At 76.3% G+C, this 15,591-nt stretch carries 16 protein-coding genes; 7 read left to right on the forward strand and 9 right to left on the reverse strand.

The genetic code is table 11. The features are described from left to right. From AWH51_RS05980 to AWH51_RS06015, 8 genes are all read right to left on the reverse strand, one after another. Positions 1-1,242 (reverse strand): molybdopterin molybdotransferase MoeA (locus tag AWH51_RS05980; RefSeq protein WP_063071193.1); only part of this gene is annotated, 1,242 nt, incomplete at its 3' end. After that, positions 1,239-1,667, reverse strand: coding sequence for a DUF6457 domain-containing protein (locus tag AWH51_RS16380; RefSeq protein ID WP_217491910.1), 429 nt, complete (start codon positions 1,665-1,667; stop codon positions 1,239-1,241). The genes AWH51_RS05980 and AWH51_RS16380, both read right to left, overlap by 4 nt. Beyond that, positions 1,657-2,454 carry a molybdenum cofactor guanylyltransferase gene (locus AWH51_RS05990; protein WP_081234917.1) on the reverse strand — a complete coding sequence of 266 codons (798 nt, stop codon included), beginning with the start codon at positions 2,452-2,454 and terminating at the stop codon, positions 1,657-1,659. The genes AWH51_RS16380 and AWH51_RS05990 overlap by 11 nt, the downstream gene beginning before the upstream one ends. 176 nt (positions 2,455-2,630) lie before the next feature. Further along, positions 2,631-4,154: a cation:proton antiporter gene (locus AWH51_RS05995; protein WP_063071195.1), complete on the reverse strand. Its 1,524-nt coding sequence runs from the start codon at positions 4,152-4,154 to the stop codon at positions 2,631-2,633. Between the two features lie 69 nt (positions 4,155-4,223). Further along, positions 4,224-4,847, reverse strand: a complete 624-nt coding sequence (locus AWH51_RS06000) for an alpha/beta hydrolase (RefSeq protein WP_063071196.1) — start codon at positions 4,845-4,847, stop codon at positions 4,224-4,226. Next, positions 4,844-5,833 carry a ring-cleaving dioxygenase gene (locus tag AWH51_RS06005; RefSeq protein WP_063071197.1) on the reverse strand — a complete coding sequence of 330 codons (990 nt, stop codon included), beginning with the start codon at positions 5,831-5,833 and terminating at the stop codon, positions 4,844-4,846. The genes AWH51_RS06000 and AWH51_RS06005 overlap by 4 nt, the downstream gene beginning before the upstream one ends. A 127-nt stretch (positions 5,834-5,960) precedes the next feature. Next, positions 5,961-6,758, reverse strand: coding sequence for an Ltp family lipoprotein (locus AWH51_RS15670; protein ID WP_081234919.1), 798 nt, complete (start codon positions 6,756-6,758; stop codon positions 5,961-5,963). Positions 6,759-6,857: 99 nt separating this feature from the next. Then, entirely contained in the window at positions 6,858-7,301 is a 444-nt protein-coding gene (locus tag AWH51_RS06015) for an iron chaperone (protein ID WP_063071198.1), read from the reverse strand. Positions 7,302-7,405: 104 nt separating this feature from the next. Here AWH51_RS06015 and AWH51_RS06020 point away from each other — a divergent pair, with 104 nt between their 5' ends. Beyond that, entirely contained in the window at positions 7,406-7,675 is a 270-nt protein-coding gene (locus tag AWH51_RS06020) for a hypothetical protein (RefSeq protein WP_063071199.1), read from the forward strand. Between the two features lie 67 nt (positions 7,676-7,742). Beyond that, the gene (locus tag AWH51_RS06025; protein ID WP_063071200.1) at positions 7,743-8,873 is read left to right on the forward strand and encodes an SDR family oxidoreductase; all 1,131 of its coding nucleotides are present in this window, start codon (positions 7,743-7,745) and stop codon (positions 8,871-8,873) included. Here the strand turns inward: AWH51_RS06025 and AWH51_RS06030 are convergent. Beyond that, positions 8,860-10,128, reverse strand: coding sequence for a DUF418 domain-containing protein (locus AWH51_RS06030; protein WP_063071201.1), 1,269 nt, complete (start codon positions 10,126-10,128; stop codon positions 8,860-8,862). The two genes, AWH51_RS06025 and AWH51_RS06030, sit on opposite strands and share 14 nt — an antisense overlap. Before the next feature lie 130 nt (positions 10,129-10,258). Here AWH51_RS06030 and AWH51_RS06035 point away from each other — a divergent pair, with 130 nt between their 5' ends. The 5 genes from AWH51_RS06035 (at position 10,259) to AWH51_RS06055 (ending at position 15,527) form a co-directional block, all read left to right on the forward strand. Beyond that, the gene (locus tag AWH51_RS06035) at positions 10,259-11,182 is read left to right on the forward strand and encodes an ABC transporter ATP-binding protein (protein WP_063071248.1); all 924 of its coding nucleotides are present in this window, start codon (positions 10,259-10,261) and stop codon (positions 11,180-11,182) included. Beyond that, the gene (locus AWH51_RS06040) at positions 11,179-12,042 is read left to right on the forward strand and encodes an ABC transporter permease (protein ID WP_063071202.1); all 864 of its coding nucleotides are present in this window, start codon (positions 11,179-11,181) and stop codon (positions 12,040-12,042) included. The genes AWH51_RS06035 and AWH51_RS06040 overlap by 4 nt, the downstream gene beginning before the upstream one ends. A gap of 39 nt (positions 12,043-12,081) precedes the next feature. Beyond that, a complete protein-coding gene (locus AWH51_RS06045) occupies positions 12,082-13,413 on the forward strand; it encodes a sensor histidine kinase (protein WP_254654492.1) in 1,332 nt (443 codons plus the stop codon). Continuing rightward, a complete protein-coding gene (locus AWH51_RS06050; RefSeq protein WP_063071203.1) occupies positions 13,410-14,081 on the forward strand; it encodes a response regulator transcription factor in 672 nt (223 codons plus the stop codon). Before AWH51_RS06045 ends, AWH51_RS06050 begins: the two co-directional genes overlap by 4 nt. 306 nt (positions 14,082-14,387) lie before the next feature. Beyond that, positions 14,388-15,527, forward strand: a complete 1,140-nt coding sequence (locus tag AWH51_RS06055; RefSeq protein WP_063071204.1) for a sugar-binding protein — start codon at positions 14,388-14,390, stop codon at positions 15,525-15,527. Positions 15,528-15,591 lie beyond the last annotated feature (64 nt).

Below are 15,591 nucleotides of genomic sequence, written 5' to 3' on the forward strand. Positions count from 1 at the left end.
GGCCGCGGCGAGCCCGCGCAGCATGCCCGGCCCCTGCGCGGCGACGGGCACGAGCCGGCCGTCGGCGTCGAAGGCGCACGCGACGAGCCGGGTGCGGGATCCGCCGCCCGGCAGGTCGGCCCCCGCGGTCCACCCGGCCAGCGCGGGGACGGCCCGGCCGGCGAGGCCGTCGACGAGCGGCGGGGCGAACGACAGGAGGCACGCGACCGCGGCGAGCGGGTTGCCGGGCAGGCAGAGGACGGCCCGTCCGTCCGGGAGCTCGGCGAGCATCACGGGGTGCCCCGGGCGCATGCGGACGGCGTCGACCAGGAGGCGCGCGCCGAGGCCGTCGAGGGCGGCGCGCACGTGGTCGGCGGGGCCGCGGGAGCTGCCGCCCGTGGTCAGCACGAGCGGCGCGGTGGCGCGGCCGATGGCGTCGCGCGTGGCGCGGGCGTCGTCGGGGACGCGGGTCGAGGATCCGACGGCGAGGCCGCACGCCCCGAGCAGGCCGGGGAGCGCCGGGCCGACGGCGTCGCGGACGCGGCCGGGCGCGGGCACGCCGTGCGCGACGACCTCGTCGCCGAGGTGGATCACGTCGGTCGCGGCGGGCGCGCGCACCGGCAGCAGGTCGTGGCCCGCGGCGGCCGCGAGCCCGAGCCGCACCGCCGTCAGGCGCGTGCCCGAACGGAGCAGCACGTCGCCGCGCCCGGCCTCCTCGCCCGCGGGCCGGATCTCCGCGCCGGCCCGCGCGCCGCCCGTGGGCGCCAGCGCGTTGACGCGGAGCACGCCGTCCGTGACGTCGCCGTGCTCGCTCCGGAGGACGCCCGCGGTGGACGGCGGCACGGGCGCGCCGGTCGCGATGGGCCGAGCCTCGCCCGGGCCGAGGGCGATGCCGGTGGGTGCGTGGCCGGCGAGCACGGGCGCGCCGACGCGCCACGGCCCGTGTCCGGTGGATCCGACGGCCCAGCCGTCCATCGCGGAGACCGCCGTGCCGGGCAGGTCGACGCGGGCGCGGAGGTCGGCGGCGAGGATCCGTCCCTCGGCGGCGTCGAGCGCGACCGGATCGGCCGCGACGGGGAGGCGGCGGCGCATGCGCTCGCCGAGCAGGTGCGCCGCGGCGCGGGCGTCGTCCCAGGTCGCGTCGCGGAGCGCGGCGGGCGGGGCGGGCGCGGTCTCGGCCGCGCGGGCGGCTCCTGCGTCGACGGTCGCCGGAGCGGTCGTCGCGGTGGCCGCCGCACGCGTCGTCGGGCCGGCGGGGGTCACGCCCGCCCGCCCACGTCGGAGTCGGGCTCGGCCGCCGCCTGGTCGGCGCGCAGGAGGTCGTCGCCGCCCCCCGCGCTGCCGTCGGCGGCGAGCGGGCCGACGGGATCCCGCAGGTGGTCGATCTCGGCCGTGATCTCCGCCGCCAGCCGCCGCGCGTCCGCCGCGTCGCCGCCCGCGCGCCCGACGGCGAGCCCCAGCAGGAACGTCGTGAGGGGAGCGGCCGGCCGGGCGACGCCGTGCGCCGCGTCGCGCGCGAGGTCGAGGACGAGGGCGACGTCGACGTCCTGCGCGGGCAGCTCGAGGAGCGCGGCGACCCGGTGGACCCAGTGGTCGAGCACCGCGGGGTCCGTGGGCGCGGCGGGCGGGGTCGGGCCGGGCGCGGTCGGGCCGGGCATCGCGGCGGCGGGGGAGACGTCAGCGGGCATCGGTGATCCTGTCGTCGGGGAGGCGGAGCCCGTGGGCGTCCGCGTCGGCGGGCGTGTCCACGTCGGCGCAGAGCCGCGCGGGGAGGTCGGCGTAGGCGACGCGGTCGGCGTCGAGCGCCGCGACGACGCGCCGGAGCGGCGCGCCGTGCAGGCCGCCGTGCGCGTCGACCGCGTCGAGGGCGGCCCGGAGGGGCGCCGCGCGGTAGAGGGCGAGGAGCGGCTGGGCGCGTCCGCCGGGATCGCGGGCGAGGATCGCGTCGCGGCCGTCGGCGTGCGCGGCGTCGTGCCGGAGCGGCAGGAGGGCGGCGACCGCCTCGGGGGCGCGGGCGAGGTCCGCGGCGAGCACGAGGATCCACGCGGTCGGCGCCGCGTGCGCGAGCGCGCGGACCCCGGCGGCGAGGGCCGATGCGGGTCCGCCGTGCGCGGGGTCCTCGTCGACGAGCCGCGCGGATCCGGCCGCCCGGCGCTGCGCGTCCGTCACCCCGCCCGGCCGGTTGCCCGCCCCGACGACGACGACGACGCCCGCGCACCCGGCCGCGGCGCGCACCGCCTCCGCGAGGAGCGACGCGCCGTCGTCGCCGCGGACGAGCGCGGTCTTGTCGATGCCGCCGAGCCGCCGCGCCCGGCCGCCCGCGAGGATCACCGTCGCCGTGTCGGCCGCCCGGCGGGCGCCCGTCGCGCCCGGCTCGCCGCGAGCGGGGCACGCGGGGCACGCGGGGCGATCGGGGTGCGCCGGTCGATCCTGGCGCGCGGGCACGGCGCGCACGTCGGTCGCTCCTGCGCTCACGGGTCCTCCGGCCTGCCGCGCCCGGGATGCGGGCGCTCATCGGGTTCCCCGCCGACGCTAGCCCCCCGGCGTTTCCGGCGCGTTGCGGGCGGGCGCGTCGCGGTGTTGCCGCGACCTCTCACGGCGCCGGGGACGACGAGAGGCATCGGGGAGGACGAGAGGCGCCGGCCATCCGCTCAGCGCGCGTCGTCCGCCTCGCGCCGCCCGAGCGCCACGTCCTCCGCGTCGATCATCCCGAGCACGGCGCGCACGGCGACCTCCGGGTAGCGGCCCGCGCGTCGCGCATCGAGGACCGCGGCGCGCTCGGCGTCGATCATCCGGCGCCGGACGCGGTCGTGCGTCAGCCGCTCGGCGGTGGTCTCGGGCAGCGCCTCGTCGCCCGGTCCGTCGTTCCCGTCCGCGAGCGCTCGGTCGCGCGCCGCGAGGCCGGCGGCGCGCGCCTCGTCGAGCAGGCGGTCGCGGTCGGAGCGCTCCTGGTCGTCGGCGGAGTGGCCGAGCCGGAGGCGGCGGATGAGGGCCGGCAGCGCGAGCCCGCCCACGAGCGTCCCCGCCACCATCACGAAGGCGAGGAACTGCAGCAGCTCGCGCTCGGGCGTCTCCTCGGGGAGGAGGAACGCGGCGGCCAGCGTCACCACGCCGCGCACGCCGGCCGACGACACGGCCGTCACGGTCCGCCAGTTCCAGGAGCGGGCGCGGAGCCGGGCCGGCCCGTGGTCGAAGAGCACCTTGGCGAGCGCCACCGACGCGAAGCGCGCGGCCGTGAGCACCGCGAGCAGCAGCACCGACAGCCCGGCGATGCTCCAGCCGTCGAGGCTCGACTCCGGCAGCCCCCGCACGATCCCGGCGAGGCTCAGCCCGATGAGGAGGAAGACCGCGTTCTCCAGCAGGAACTGGATCGTCCGCCAGTTCACCGACTCCGCGATCCGGGCTTCGGGGGACTGGATGAGCGGCGCGCGGTACCCGAGCACGAGGCCGGCGGCGACGACCGCGAGCACGCCGGATCCGCCGAGCTCCTGCGCGGGGATGAACGCCACGTAGGGGATCGCGAGCGACAGGCTCGTGTCGAGCACGGCCGACCGGAGGAAGCGGCGCACCGCGGAGAAGAGGAAGGCGACCGCGAGCCCCACCGCGACGCCGAGCAGCACGGCCACCGCGAACCCGCCCGCGACGTCCACCGGGTGCACGACGCCGACGATCGCCGCGATGGCCGTGTTGAGCGCGACCAGCGCCGTCGCGTCGTTGAGGAGGCTCTCGGTCTCGAGGATGGACATGACGCGTCGGGGGAGCCGCACGCGCCCGGCGACCGCCGACACCGCGACCGCGTCGGTGGGCGCCACGACCGCGCCGAGGGCGAGCGCCGCGGCGAGCCCCACCGCGGGCACGAGCGCCCAGAGCGCGAGCCCGAACACGAGCAGCGTGACCACCACCACGCCCACCGAGAGCACCGCGATGCTGTCGCGCCGCGCCCGGATGTCCGCCAGCGGCGTGCGGATCGCGGCGGCGAACAGCAGCGGCGGCAGCAGCCCGTAGAGCACGGCGTCCGGCTCGATCTCGACCTGCGGCACGCCCGGCACGAACGACGCGACGGCGCCCACCGCCACGAGCGCGACGGGCGCCGACCAGCCCGCACGCCCGGCGATGCCGGACACCGCCACCGTGACGACGACGAAGGAGACGACCCAGGCGATGATCTCGGGCATGCGCGGCGTCCGATCGGGAGAGCGGGAGAGCGGGAGGGGAGGTCGTGCGCTGGGGGCGCGACGGGCCGGTCAGGCGGGGCGGATCCGTCCGCGGGCCGCCTCGAGGTCCCTCGCGTCGAGCCCGTGGCCGCCGGGTCGCACGCGCGAGACGGCATCGGCCCCGCGGGCCGCGGCCTCGCGCACCGCGCGCTCCACGTCGGCGAGCGGCGCCATCGGATCGGCGTCGCCGTTGAGCAGCGTGATGCGCGCACCCGAGAGGTCCGCGGCCGGCTCCCGGTCGCCGAGGGGCCAGCGCGCCGAGAACGCGAGGGTCTCCGGCAGGACCGCCGGATGCAGCAAGGTGGTCGCCAGCGCCATGTTCGCCCCGTTCGAGAACCCGACGGCGAGGATCGCGCGCCCCTCGAGAGCGTAGGCCGACCGCGCCGCGGCGACCAGGTCGGCCAGCTCGGCCGCGCGCGCCACCACGTCGTCCACGTCGAAGACGCCCTCGGCGTGCCGGCTGAACCAGCGGGCGGCGGATCCCTCGCGCACGCTCCCGCGCGGTGCCAGCACCGGCTGACCGGGCGCCACGAGCCGCGCGAGCTCGATGCCCTGCCGCTCGTCGGCGCCCGTGCCGTGGAGCCCGAGGATCACCGGGCCGTCGACCGCGCCGGGCTGGACGAGGTGCGGGGTGCGGTCGAGGAGCGCGCTCACGCGACGGAGCCGGCGTCGGGCGCGTCGGGCGAGACGGCCGACTCGTCGGGCAGGCGCAGCGGCGGCACCGCGGCCTCGATGTCGGCGCGGCTCGGCTCCAGCCACGGCGGCAGGCGGAGGCTGCGGCCGAGCTCGAGCAGCGGCTCGTCGATGTCGAAGCCGGGGGTGTCCGTCGCGATCTTGAACAGCACGCCGCCGGGCTCGCGGAAGTAGATGGACGTGAAGTACTGCCGGTCGAGGATCTGCGTCACCTGGTGCCCGCGGTCCACCAGCTCGTCGCGCCACGCCTGCTGGCGGGCGCGGTCGGGCACGCGGAACGCCACGTGGTGCACGGTGCCGCCCGCGGTCAGGCCCTGCTGCACGCCCGGGTCGGCGACCACGTCGACGATCGCGCCCGGTCCGCCGTCGCCCGCGGCGAAGCGGAAGCGACCGTCGCGCTCGTCCACGAGCCGGAGCCCGAGGTCGTCGGTGAGGACGGACGCGGTGCCCGCCGGATCCCGCACGGTGAGCACGGAGGAGTGCTGGCCGCGGATCGCGTGCTCGGCGGGCACGTCGGCGGAGTCCCACGGGTCGCGCGGGTCGTCGACGGAGGACGCGACGAGGTCGAGCTGCAGGCCGTCGGGGTCGCGGAGGGAGAGGCGCTCCTCCGCGGATCCGGTCGACGAGATCGACGAGGCGACGCCGACCCGGCGCAGGTGCTCGGTCCACCAGCCGAGGCTGCCGGCCGGCACGGAGAACGCGGTCGTCGTCGACTGGCCCGCGCCGACGCGGCCCGCCGGCACGCCCTTCCACGGGAAGAAGGTGAGGAGGGATCCGGGCCGGCCCTCGGCGTCGCCGTAGTAGAGGTGGTAGCTGCCCGGACTGTCGAAGTTGACGGTGCGCTTGACGAGCCGGAGCCCCATGGCGCGCACGTAGAAGTCCACGTTCCGCTGCGGGTCGCCGCCGATGGCGGTCACGTGATGCAGTCCCTGGGTGCTGGCGGTCATGAGGCGCTCCTTCCGCGCGGCCCGGTCGGGCCATGTCCATGCAAACGCATGGGGTGGCGGATCATTCCCGCCGGGGACGCAGGAGGGGAGGTGGCGCGCGCCACCTCCCCTCGTCCGTCGCTCCTCGTCAGTCGTCGAGGTGGGCGATCGCGTAGTCGGCCTCCTCGGCCGTGAACTTCTCGCCGTACTCGCTCGTGAGCTGGTCGCGGATGGCGGCCGGGGACATGGCGGCCATCTCGCGGTAGGTCTTCGCCTTCGCGAGCGCGTTGGCGTTCCAATCGGCCTGGATGTTGTCGACGGCGTACTGCGCCGCCTCGGGCGTGAACTTCTCGCCGTACTCGCTCGTGAGCTGGTCGTAGAGGCCGGCCTTGCTTATGTCGAGGCTGTTCGCGTACGTCTCCGCCTTGATCAGCGCGGTGGCGCTCTCGACGGGGACGGCCGGCGCCGCGGGCTCGGCCGCGGCGGAGGTCTCCTCGACGGTCGGCTCGGTCACCTCGGGGGTCGGCGCGGGAGCGGCCTCCGCCTCGGCCGTCGCCTCGACGGCCGCCCGCTCCACGGAGGAGCTCACGGTGCCGAGCGCGGCGGCGAAGGTGATGGTGACGATGAGCGACGTGACCGCCGCGACGGCGCCGAGGGAGAGCCCGGTTATCGCGAACCCCTTGCTCTGCGCGCGGCGCAGGGCGAGGATCCCGAGCACGACGGCCGCCGCACCGAGGATCAGGCCGCCGACGGGGACGAGCCCCGACAGGAACGCGACGATCCCGACGACCAGCGCGGCGACGGCGAGGCCCTTCGGCTGCGCGCCGTACGGGGGCGGAGGGGCCAGGGTGGTGGTCCCGCCGGGGACGGGCGGGCCGGAGGGGCCGGCGGGTCGGGCGTCGTTCGGGTCCTGGGACGGGTACCCAGGCTGCTCGGGGGTGCTCATGGGTCGAGCTTCACATCATGCAGATGCATGTACCTCCCCCAGTTCGCGTGCTCCCCGGACGGGGGCCGACGACACGGCAGCCCCGATCGGGGAGCCGCCTCACCCCCCCCCGACGGCCCGCCGCACCAGCTCCGCCACGCGCTCCTCGTTCGCGGGATCCACCGCGGTGAGCGCGTACGAGGTCGGCCACATGGTGCCCTCGTCGAGCCGCGCCGGATCCTGGAACCCGAGCGTGGAGTACCGGGTGCCGAACTTCGATCCCGGCTGGAAGAACACGACGGGCTTGCCGTCCGCGTCGGCGTAGGCCGGGAAGCCGTACCAGGTCTTGGGGGCGAGGCCCGGCGCGTGCGCGAGCACGAGCGCGTGCAGCCAATCGGCGATGGCGCGCTCCTCGGGCGGCATCGCGGCGAACGCGTCGAGCACGCCCTGGATCGCGGCCGCCTGCTTGTCGGCGGCCTTCTGCGCCTTGGCCTCCTCGCGCAGCTCGCGGGCGCGCTGCTTCATCGCGTCGCGCTCGTCCTTCGAGAATCCGGTGTCGGTCATGTCCGCTCCCTGCCTGGTGGTGTGCCTGGAGCGTGACAGGTGCCGGGGGAGCCGACAAGCGCCCGGCGGATCTGCACCCCGGCCGGACGGCGTACCGTCGTCCCATGAGCACCCACGAGCAGGACCAGCCCATCATGGACGGCGCCGGCGAGGCCACGGCGGACGAGAAGCGCGCCGGGCTCGCGGAGCAGGTCGCCTACGACCACCGCGACAGCGGATCCGACGCCATGGCTGCCGACCTCGAGCGCCGCACCGAGGACGCCGGCCTCGGCGACGGACCGGCCGATCCCGCCGCCACGCAGGCGACCTCCACCGGCCGCGACGGCGTCGACGGCGAGGCCGACGCCGAGGTCGACGGGCCGCACCCCGCCTGATCCGGCCGACACGCCCGCGAGGAGCCGCCCGGAATGCTCGGGCGGCTCCTCGTCGTTGGGGCAGGGGATGACCGAGATCCGAGAGACCCCCGCCCGCACGTCCGCCCCCGCCGCGTCGCCCCGCTCCGACGGCACCGGCCGCACGGCCCTCGTGGTCGGCGCCACGGGCATCAGCGGATCCGCCCTGGTCGACCAGCTCACCGCCGAGGGCTGGGACGTGCTCGCCCTCAGCCGCCGCGCCGGCGCCGACCGCCCGGGCGTCCGCTGGATCAGCGCCGACCTCCGCTCCGCCGACGACCTGCGCCGCGCGCTCGCGCCCGAGAAGCCGACCCACGTGTTCTTCACGGCCTGGTCGCGCCAGGCGACCGAGCAGGAGAACATCGCCGTCAACGGCGGCATGGTCCGCGACCTCCTCGCCGCCCTCGACGGCGCGCCCGTCGAGCACGCCGCGCTCGTCACCGGCCTCAAGCACTACCTCGGCCCGTTCGAGGCGTACGGCCAGGGCGCGATGCCCGACACCCCGTTCCACGAGGACGAGCCGCGCCTCGACGCCCCGAACTTCTACTACGCGCAGGAGGACGAGCTGTTCGCGGCCGCCTCCCGCCAGGGCTTCGCGTGGTCAGTGCACCGCTCGCACACCGTCATCGGGCACGCGGTCGGCAACCAGATGAACATGGGGCTGACCCTCGCCGTGTACGGCTCCATCTGCCGTGACCTCGGCCTGCCGTTCGTCTTCCCGGGCAGCGAGACCCAGTGGAACGGGCTCACGGACGTCACCGACGCCACCGTCCTCGCCGACCAGATGATCTGGGCGGCCACCGACGAGGCTGGCCGCGACGCGGCGTTCAACGTCGTCAACGGCGACGTGTTCCGCTGGCGCTGGATGTGGCCGCGCCTCGCCGCGTGGTTCGGCGTCGAGCCCGTCGGCTTCCAGGACGCGCCGCGCCCCCTCGAGCAGCAGATGGCGGGCTACGAGGACGAGTGGGCGCGCATCGCCCGCGAGGCCGGGCTCGCGGAGTCGGATCTGGACCGCATCGCGTCCTGGTGGCACACCGACGCCGACCTCGGCCGCGACATCGAGGTCGTCACCGACATCAGCGCGAGCCGGCTCGCCGGGTTCCACACGCACCACCGCACGCTCGACAGCTTCCTGGGGCTCTTCGAGCGCTACCGCACGGAGGGGCTCATCCCGCGCTGACCGCCGCTCTCGGTCCGGCCGCCGTCGGTCGGGCCGGCGGGCGTCCGTAGGAGAGGCGGCGGATCGCCCGCTCGGCCGGGCCCGCGATCCCGCGCCGCTCGAGCGCCACGGCCACCGCGACCGTGACGAGCCACACCCCGATCGCGACGAGGGCGATGCGCGCCGTCCCCGCGCCCACGCCGAGGCCGAGCGCCCACGGCTCGAGCAGGATCGCGAAGAGCACCGACTGCAGCAGGTAGCAGGTCATCGAGCGGCGGCCCACCGCGATCAGCGCCCCGAGCACCGGACCGGGCGCCGCATCCGCGCGACGGGCCCGCACCGCGACGGCCCACCCCACGACGCCGAGCAGCCCGAGCGCGCCCGCGACGCCCGTGGCCCCGTGCAGCACGCCGAGCAGGTACAGCGTCACGGGATCCGCGTCGAGCGCGCCCACGGTCCCGAGCACCAGCGGCAGCGCGCCGAGCACGCTGACGGGCATCCCCACGAGCGCGAGACGCCGGAGGAGCGGCAGGTGCGCGCCCGGCTCCTCGAGCACGCGGCGGCGGCCGAGCAGGATCCCGACGGCCGCGAGCGGCACGAGCGTGCCCACCGTCAGGGGCGTGGCGACGAGCAGCGCGGCCAGCGTGACGGAGCGGCTCGCGAGGTCGCCGAGGAACGAGCCGTCGCCGCCGAAGAGCGAGCCCGCTGCGTCACCGCCCGCGAGGCCGTCCGCTCCCGCGAGGGCGAGGAACGCGATCGCGGGCGCCCACACGAGCACGCGGAAGACGCGATCGCTCGCGCGGTACAGGGCGGCGAGGGCGAGCCCGAGGATCCCGTACGACAGCAGGATGTCGCCCTCGAAGAGCAGCACCACGTGCAGCGCCCCGAACACCATGAGCCAGAGGCTCCGGCGCAGCAGCAGACGCCGGGCGCGCGGTCCGTCGACGCCCGCCGCGGCCTGCCGGCGGAGGATCACGGTGAAGCCGTAGGCGAAGAGCATCGTGAACAGCGGGAACGCGCGGTTGTCGACGAACGTGCCGACCAGCACGTCGGCCACGTGGTCGAGCGCGGAGCCGTCCGTCGGACGCGCGAGCGGCCCGGTCGGGCGGCCGGCGATGAAGTACACGGAGTTCGCGAGCGCGATGCCGAGGAGCGCCATCCCGCGGAGGAGGTCGGGCGCCGGGCTCCGCTCCGACGCGGCGGTGGGCGCGGCGTAGGCGGCGGGCGGGGGCGCGGGCGTCGGCGCGGGCGCGGGGGAGCCGGGGATCGTGGTCACCCGTCCAGCCTGCCCGCCGCGCGCCGGGGCCGCCACCGTCGCGGGCGGGGCGGCATCCACCGATCGGCCGATGCCGTGGATCGACCGCTCGGCCGTTCCCCTCCGGCCGCTCGGCCGCCACGCTGGACCCATGACCACAGCAGCCGTCGAGGAGCACGTGAGCGTGCGCGACCTCGCCAAGTCCTACGGCACGACCACCGCCCTCCGGGGCGTCACCTTCGACATCCACCGCGGCGAGACGTTCGCGCTCCTCGGGCCGAACGGCGCCGGGAAGTCGACGACCATCGAGATCCTCGAGGGGTACCGGCTCCGCTCGGGCGGATCCGCGCGCGTGCTCGGCGTGGACCCCGCGACCGGCGGCCGCGCCTGGCGCGCCCGCATCGGCATGGTCCTCCAGTCGAGCTCGGAGAGCGGCGCCATGACCGTCCGCGAGCAGGTCGCGCACTTCGCCCGCATGTACCCGCGGCCGCGCGACGTGGATGCGACCATCGCGGCCGTCGGCCTCACCGAGAAGGCGGGCACCCTGCTGCGCGCTCTCTCCGGCGGCCAGCGCCGACGCGTGGACGTGGCCCTCGGGATCATCGGCCGCCCCGAGCTGCTGTTCCTCGACGAGCCGACGACCGGCTTCGACCCCGAGGCCCGGCACCGCTTCTGGGACCTCGTGCGCGAGCTCAAGGCCGAGGGCACGACCATCCTCCTCACCACGCACTACCTCGACGAGGCCGCGCAGCTCGGCGACCGGGCGGCGGTGATCGCGGGCGGCGAGCTGGTGGCGATCGGCCGGCTCGACGAGATCGGGGGAGAGGAGGCGCGGATCCCGCGGGTGCTCTGGCGCGACGACGACGGACCGCACGAGGAGCGCACGCGGGAGCCCGCCTCGACCGTGGCGCGCCTCGCCGCGGCCACCCCGGGCGGGGAGCCGCGCGACCTGCGGATCGTCCGGCCGAGCCTCGAGGACGTCTACCTCGGGCTGCTCGCCGAGGCCGGCGCCCCGGCGACGGGCGCACCGACCGCCGCAGCCGCCGCGTCCGCCGCCGAGGAGGTGGCGGCATGACCGCCGTCCGCCCCGCGCGTCCCGCCGCGGACCGCGCCCTCGCCCTGCCCGGCGTCCTCCCGCTCGGGCTCCACCGGATCCGCTACGAGGTGCGGCGCTACTTCCGGCAGACCGACACCATCATCTTCACGTTCCTCTTCCCGGTCATCATGCTGTCGATCTTCTCGGTGGCCTTCGGCTCGTCCGGCAACCTCGGCACCGCGCCCGACGGGTCCGGCGGCGTCAGCGCCGCCGCCTACTACCTGCCGGGCATGATCGCGGCGGGCATCCTCCTCTCGGGCGTGCAGAACCTCGCCGTCGACATCGCGATGGAGCGCAGCGACGGGACGCTCAAGCGGCTCGCCGGGTCCCCGCTCCCGGTGCTCTCGTACTTCATCGGCAAGGCCGGGCAGGTCGTCGTCACCTCGCTGCTCCAGATGGTCGTGCTGCTGCTCGTCGCCCGGTTCGCCTTCGGGGTGGAGCTGCCGACGGACGCCGGCCGCTGGGCCACGTTCGCGTGGGTGTACGCGCTCGGGATCACGTCGTCGGCCGTGCTCGGCATCGCGCTCAGCCGCATCCCGCGCTCCGGGGCCTCGGCCACGGCGGTGATCACGCCCATCGTGCTGGTGCTGCAGTTCATCAGCGGCGTGTACCTGGCGTTCACGATGCTGCCGACCTGGCTGCAGGACGTCGCGGCCTTCCTGCCGCTGAAGTGGATGGCGCAGGGCATGCGCGCCGTGTTCCTGCCGGACGCGCTCGCCTCCGTCGAGCGCGGCGGCACCTGGGACCTCGCGGGCGTCGCGGGGGTCCTCGCGATCTGGCTGGTCGGCGGCACGATCGCCGCCGTCGCGACCTTCCGCTGGATCCGACGGGACTCCTGAGCGGTGCGCGAGCGCACGGCGGGATGGCAGGCTCAGGGCATGATCCCGGTCCGCACCGTCCACCTCGCCTACGCGGTGGCCATGGCGGTGCTGGTCCTGCTCGCCCTCGGCCAGCGCGGGGACGTCGGGTGGGGCGCGTGGGGCGCGATCGCGGCCATGATCGCCCTGTACCTCCTGGTGGGCCGTCGTGCGCTCGAGGCCGCCGCGGCGGCGTCTGCCACGGAGGCGCGGCTGCCCCCGGAGCCGTCGGCGGTCGTCTTCCTCGCGCTCGTCATCCCGGCCGCCACCTGGGGCGTCGCGAGCCTGTCGACGTTCGCCGTCGTCCAGTGCGTGCTGTGCCCGCTCGTGTGGCTGCTCCTCGACCGGGTGCGCGACGCCGTCATCGGGACCCTCGTGCTCACCGCATCCATCGCCGTGGGCTTCGTGGTCGGCTTCGGCGACCTGCCGGGCGCCCTCCCGACCATGGCCCTGTCGCAGGGGCTCAGCCTCGGCGGCACCATCGCGCTCGGGCTCTGGATCACGCGGATCGCCGACCTCAGCCGCGAGCGCCTGCAGCTCCTGGAGGGGCTCCGGGCGGCGCAGGCGCAGGTCGAGGAGCTCGGTCGTGAGGCGGGGACCGCCCGCGAGCGGGAGCGGCTGTCGGCCGACATCCACGACACGGTCGCGCAGGACCTCACGGGCGTCGTGATGCTCGCCCAGCGCGGACGCCGCGAGCTCCGCGGCGCCGACCCCGCCGCGGTGGAGGCGACGCTCGCGCTCCTCGAGGACAGCGCGCGCGACGCCCTCACCCAGACGCGCGCCATCGTCGCCGCCACCGCACCCGTCGAGCTGACGGACGGCCTCGCGGCGGCGCTCCGCCGGATGGGCGCGCGCCTCGAGCGCGAGACGGGCACCCCGGTGGCGGTCCGGGCCGACGCGGGCGCGGATCCCGTCGACCGCGACGCCGAGGTCGTCCTCCTCCGCTGCGCCCAGGAGGGGCTCGCCAACGTGCGCCGCCACGCGGGCGCCACCGCGGTGGAGCTCGGGCTCGCCCGGGACGGCGCCGACCTGGTGCTCGTGGTCCGCGACGACGGCCGCGGGTTCGAAGCGGCGCGGGCCTCCGACGGCTACGGGCTCGCCGGCATGCGGCGCCGGCTGGATGCGGCTGCCGGGCGCCTCGACGTCGCGAGCGGGCCCCGGGGGACGGTCCTCACGGCGCGGATCCCGGCCCACGCGGCGGCGGCCCCGGCGGACGCCCCGGCGGACGCCATGACGCCGGCCGCTCCGCCCGCCCAGCGCGCACCGGCTGCCCCCACCGGCGCCGCACCCGGCGCCGCACCCGCCGCCGCACCCGAGTCCGCACCCGCCGCCACCGGGGCGGCGCGCGCATGACCGGCCCGCAGATCCGCGTCGCCGTCGTCGACGACCACCCCGTGGTGCGCGCGGGCCTCGCCGCCCTGCTCGCGTCCGCCGACGGCATCGAGGTCGTCGGCCAGGCGCCCGACGGCGATGCGGCGATCGCGCTCGCCGTCTCCGAGCGCCCCGACGTGGTGCTCATGGACCTCCGCATGCCCGGCCTCGACGGCGTCGGCGCGACCGCCCGGATCCGCGAGGAGGCGCCTGACGTGCGCGTCCTCGTCCTCACGACCTACGAGACCGACGCGAGCATCCTCACCGCCATCGAGGCGGGCGCGAGCGGCTACCTGCTGAAGGCCGCGCCCGAGGAGGAGATCCTCGCGGGCGTCCGCGCGGTGGCCCGGGGCGACGTCGCTCTCGCGCCCGCCCTCGCGGCGCGGCTCGTGCGGCAGGTGGCGCGTCCGGCCGCCCCCGCCGCCCCGGCCCCGACCCTCAGCCCGCGCGAGACCCAGGTGCTCGCGCTCGTCGCGGCCGGCCGCACGAACGCGCGCATCGCCCTCGAGCTGCACGTGACCCCGGCCACCGTGAAGACGCACCTGCTGCACGTCTTCGAGAAGCTCGGCGTCGGCGACCGGACGCGCGCGGTCACGCTCGCGATGGAGCTCGGGCTGCTGCCGTCGGCGACGGGGTCCGCGCGGGGCTGAGGCCGTCCGCCGCCGGCGTCCGGCCGGGCCCCCGACCGCGGGACAGGGCGGTAACGCTTGGATAACGTCTCCGGGAAGCAGTGTCCCCGGCTGCGGAAATGGATATGTTCTGACCGACGACGAACGCTCGGATCCCCGCCCACGCGCCGATCCGCCCGCCGTCGCCCGTACCGCCCCCAGCACACCACCACACCGCAGCAGCACCCGACCCGAGGACGCGTCGGCGCACCACCACGGCCCCTCGCGACGACGCGACGGCCCGGTGCACCTCGCCCCCGGACGGGCCACCCGAGAGGACCCGCCGACATGGCATCCGGACGTAACGCACGACAGATCAGCTCCCTCCTCCTCCTCGCCGGCGTCGCCGCCGGCCTCACCGCGTGCGCGCCGCAGGGCGCCACGAACACCGGCTCCGGGGGCGGCGACGCGGCCGGCGGCACCGAGTGCAACGTGGGCATCTCGATGCCCACCCGCAGCCTCGAGCGCTGGATCAACGACGGCGAGGGCCTCAAGTCGAAGCTCGAGGGCGACGACTGCAAGGTCGACCTCCAGTACGCCGACAACAAGACCGACGCGCAGATCAGCCAGATCCAGAACCAGGTCGCCGGCGGCGCCAAGATCCTCGTGGTCGCGGCCGTCGACGGCAAGACGCTGGGACCTGCCCTCGAGGACGCGAAGAGCCAGGGCGTCACGGTCATCGCCTACGACCGCCTCATCAACGGCACCGAGGCCGTCGACTACTACGCCACCTTCGACAACTACAAGGTGGGCCAGCTCCAGGGCGAGTTCATCAAGGAGCAGCTCGACCTCGACAGCGCCGCCGGCCCCATCACCATGGAGCCCTTCGCGGGCAGCCCCGACGACAACAACGCCGGCTTCTTCTTCGGCGGCGCCTGGGACGTCCTCCAGCCCTACGTCGCGGAGGGCAAGCTGACCGTCCCCTCGGGCAAGTCGCCGGCCACGAGCGCCGACTGGCAGTCCATCGGCATCCTCGGCTGGGGATCCGACGACGCGCAGGCCGAGATGGACAACCGCCTGCAGTCGTTCTACACGGGCGGCCAGAAGGTCCAGGTCGTCCTCTCGCCCAACGACAGCCTCGCGCTCGGCATCGAGGCGTCGCTCTCGAGCGCCGGCTACGCGCCCGGCGCCGACTGGCCCGTCATCACCGGCCAGGACGCCGACAAGGCCAACGTGCAGGCGATCCTCCAGGACAAGCAGTCCATGACCGTCTGGAAGGACACCCGGGCGCTCGGCGACCAGGTCCAGAAGATGATCGGCGAGATCGTGAAGGGCGACGAGGTCACCGTCAACGACACGAAGTCGTACGACAACGGCAAGAAGGTCGTCCCGTCGTTCCTCCTCGACCCGCAGGTGGTCGTGAAGGACGACGTGCAGAAGACGCTCGTCGACTCCGGCTTCCTCAAGGCCTCCGACGTCGGCCTGTAGTCCCACCCGCGGTCGACGGGCGCCCGGCAGCACGCCGGGCGCCCGTCGGCCGCCTCACCGTCTC

Source organism: Clavibacter tessellarius (assembly GCF_001618005.1).
In the GTDB taxonomy this organism is placed as follows: Bacteria; Actinomycetota; Actinomycetes; order Actinomycetales; family Microbacteriaceae; genus Clavibacter; species Clavibacter tessellarius_A.

Coding starts and splice junctions, on each gene's coding strand:
- AWH51_RS06045 (WP_254654492.1), top strand. CDS start 12,082: ATGATCCCGGTCCGCACCGTCCACCTCGCCTACGCGGTGGCCATGGCG.
- AWH51_RS05995 (WP_063071195.1), bottom strand. CDS start 4,154: ATGCCCGAGATCATCGCCTGGGTCGTCTCCTTCGTCGTCGTCACGGTG.
- AWH51_RS06005 (WP_063071197.1), bottom strand. CDS start 5,833: ATGACCGCCAGCACCCAGGGACTGCATCACGTGACCGCCATCGGCGGC.
- AWH51_RS15670 (WP_081234919.1), bottom strand. CDS start 6,758: ATGAGCACCCCCGAGCAGCCTGGGTACCCGTCCCAGGACCCGAACGAC.
- AWH51_RS06050 (WP_063071203.1), top strand. CDS start 13,410: ATGACCGGCCCGCAGATCCGCGTCGCCGTCGTCGACGACCACCCCGTG.
- AWH51_RS16380 (WP_217491910.1), bottom strand. CDS start 1,667: ATGCCCGCTGACGTCTCCCCCGCCGCCGCGATGCCCGGCCCGACCGCG.
- AWH51_RS06035 (WP_063071248.1), top strand. CDS start 10,259: ATGACCACAGCAGCCGTCGAGGAGCACGTGAGCGTGCGCGACCTCGCC.
- AWH51_RS06025 (WP_063071200.1), top strand. CDS start 7,743: ATGACCGAGATCCGAGAGACCCCCGCCCGCACGTCCGCCCCCGCCGCG.
- AWH51_RS06055 (WP_063071204.1), top strand. CDS start 14,388: ATGGCATCCGGACGTAACGCACGACAGATCAGCTCCCTCCTCCTCCTC.
- AWH51_RS06015 (WP_063071198.1), bottom strand. CDS start 7,301: ATGACCGACACCGGATTCTCGAAGGACGAGCGCGACGCGATGAAGCAG.
- AWH51_RS06040 (WP_063071202.1), top strand. CDS start 11,179: ATGACCGCCGTCCGCCCCGCGCGTCCCGCCGCGGACCGCGCCCTCGCC.
- AWH51_RS06020 (WP_063071199.1), top strand. CDS start 7,406: ATGAGCACCCACGAGCAGGACCAGCCCATCATGGACGGCGCCGGCGAG.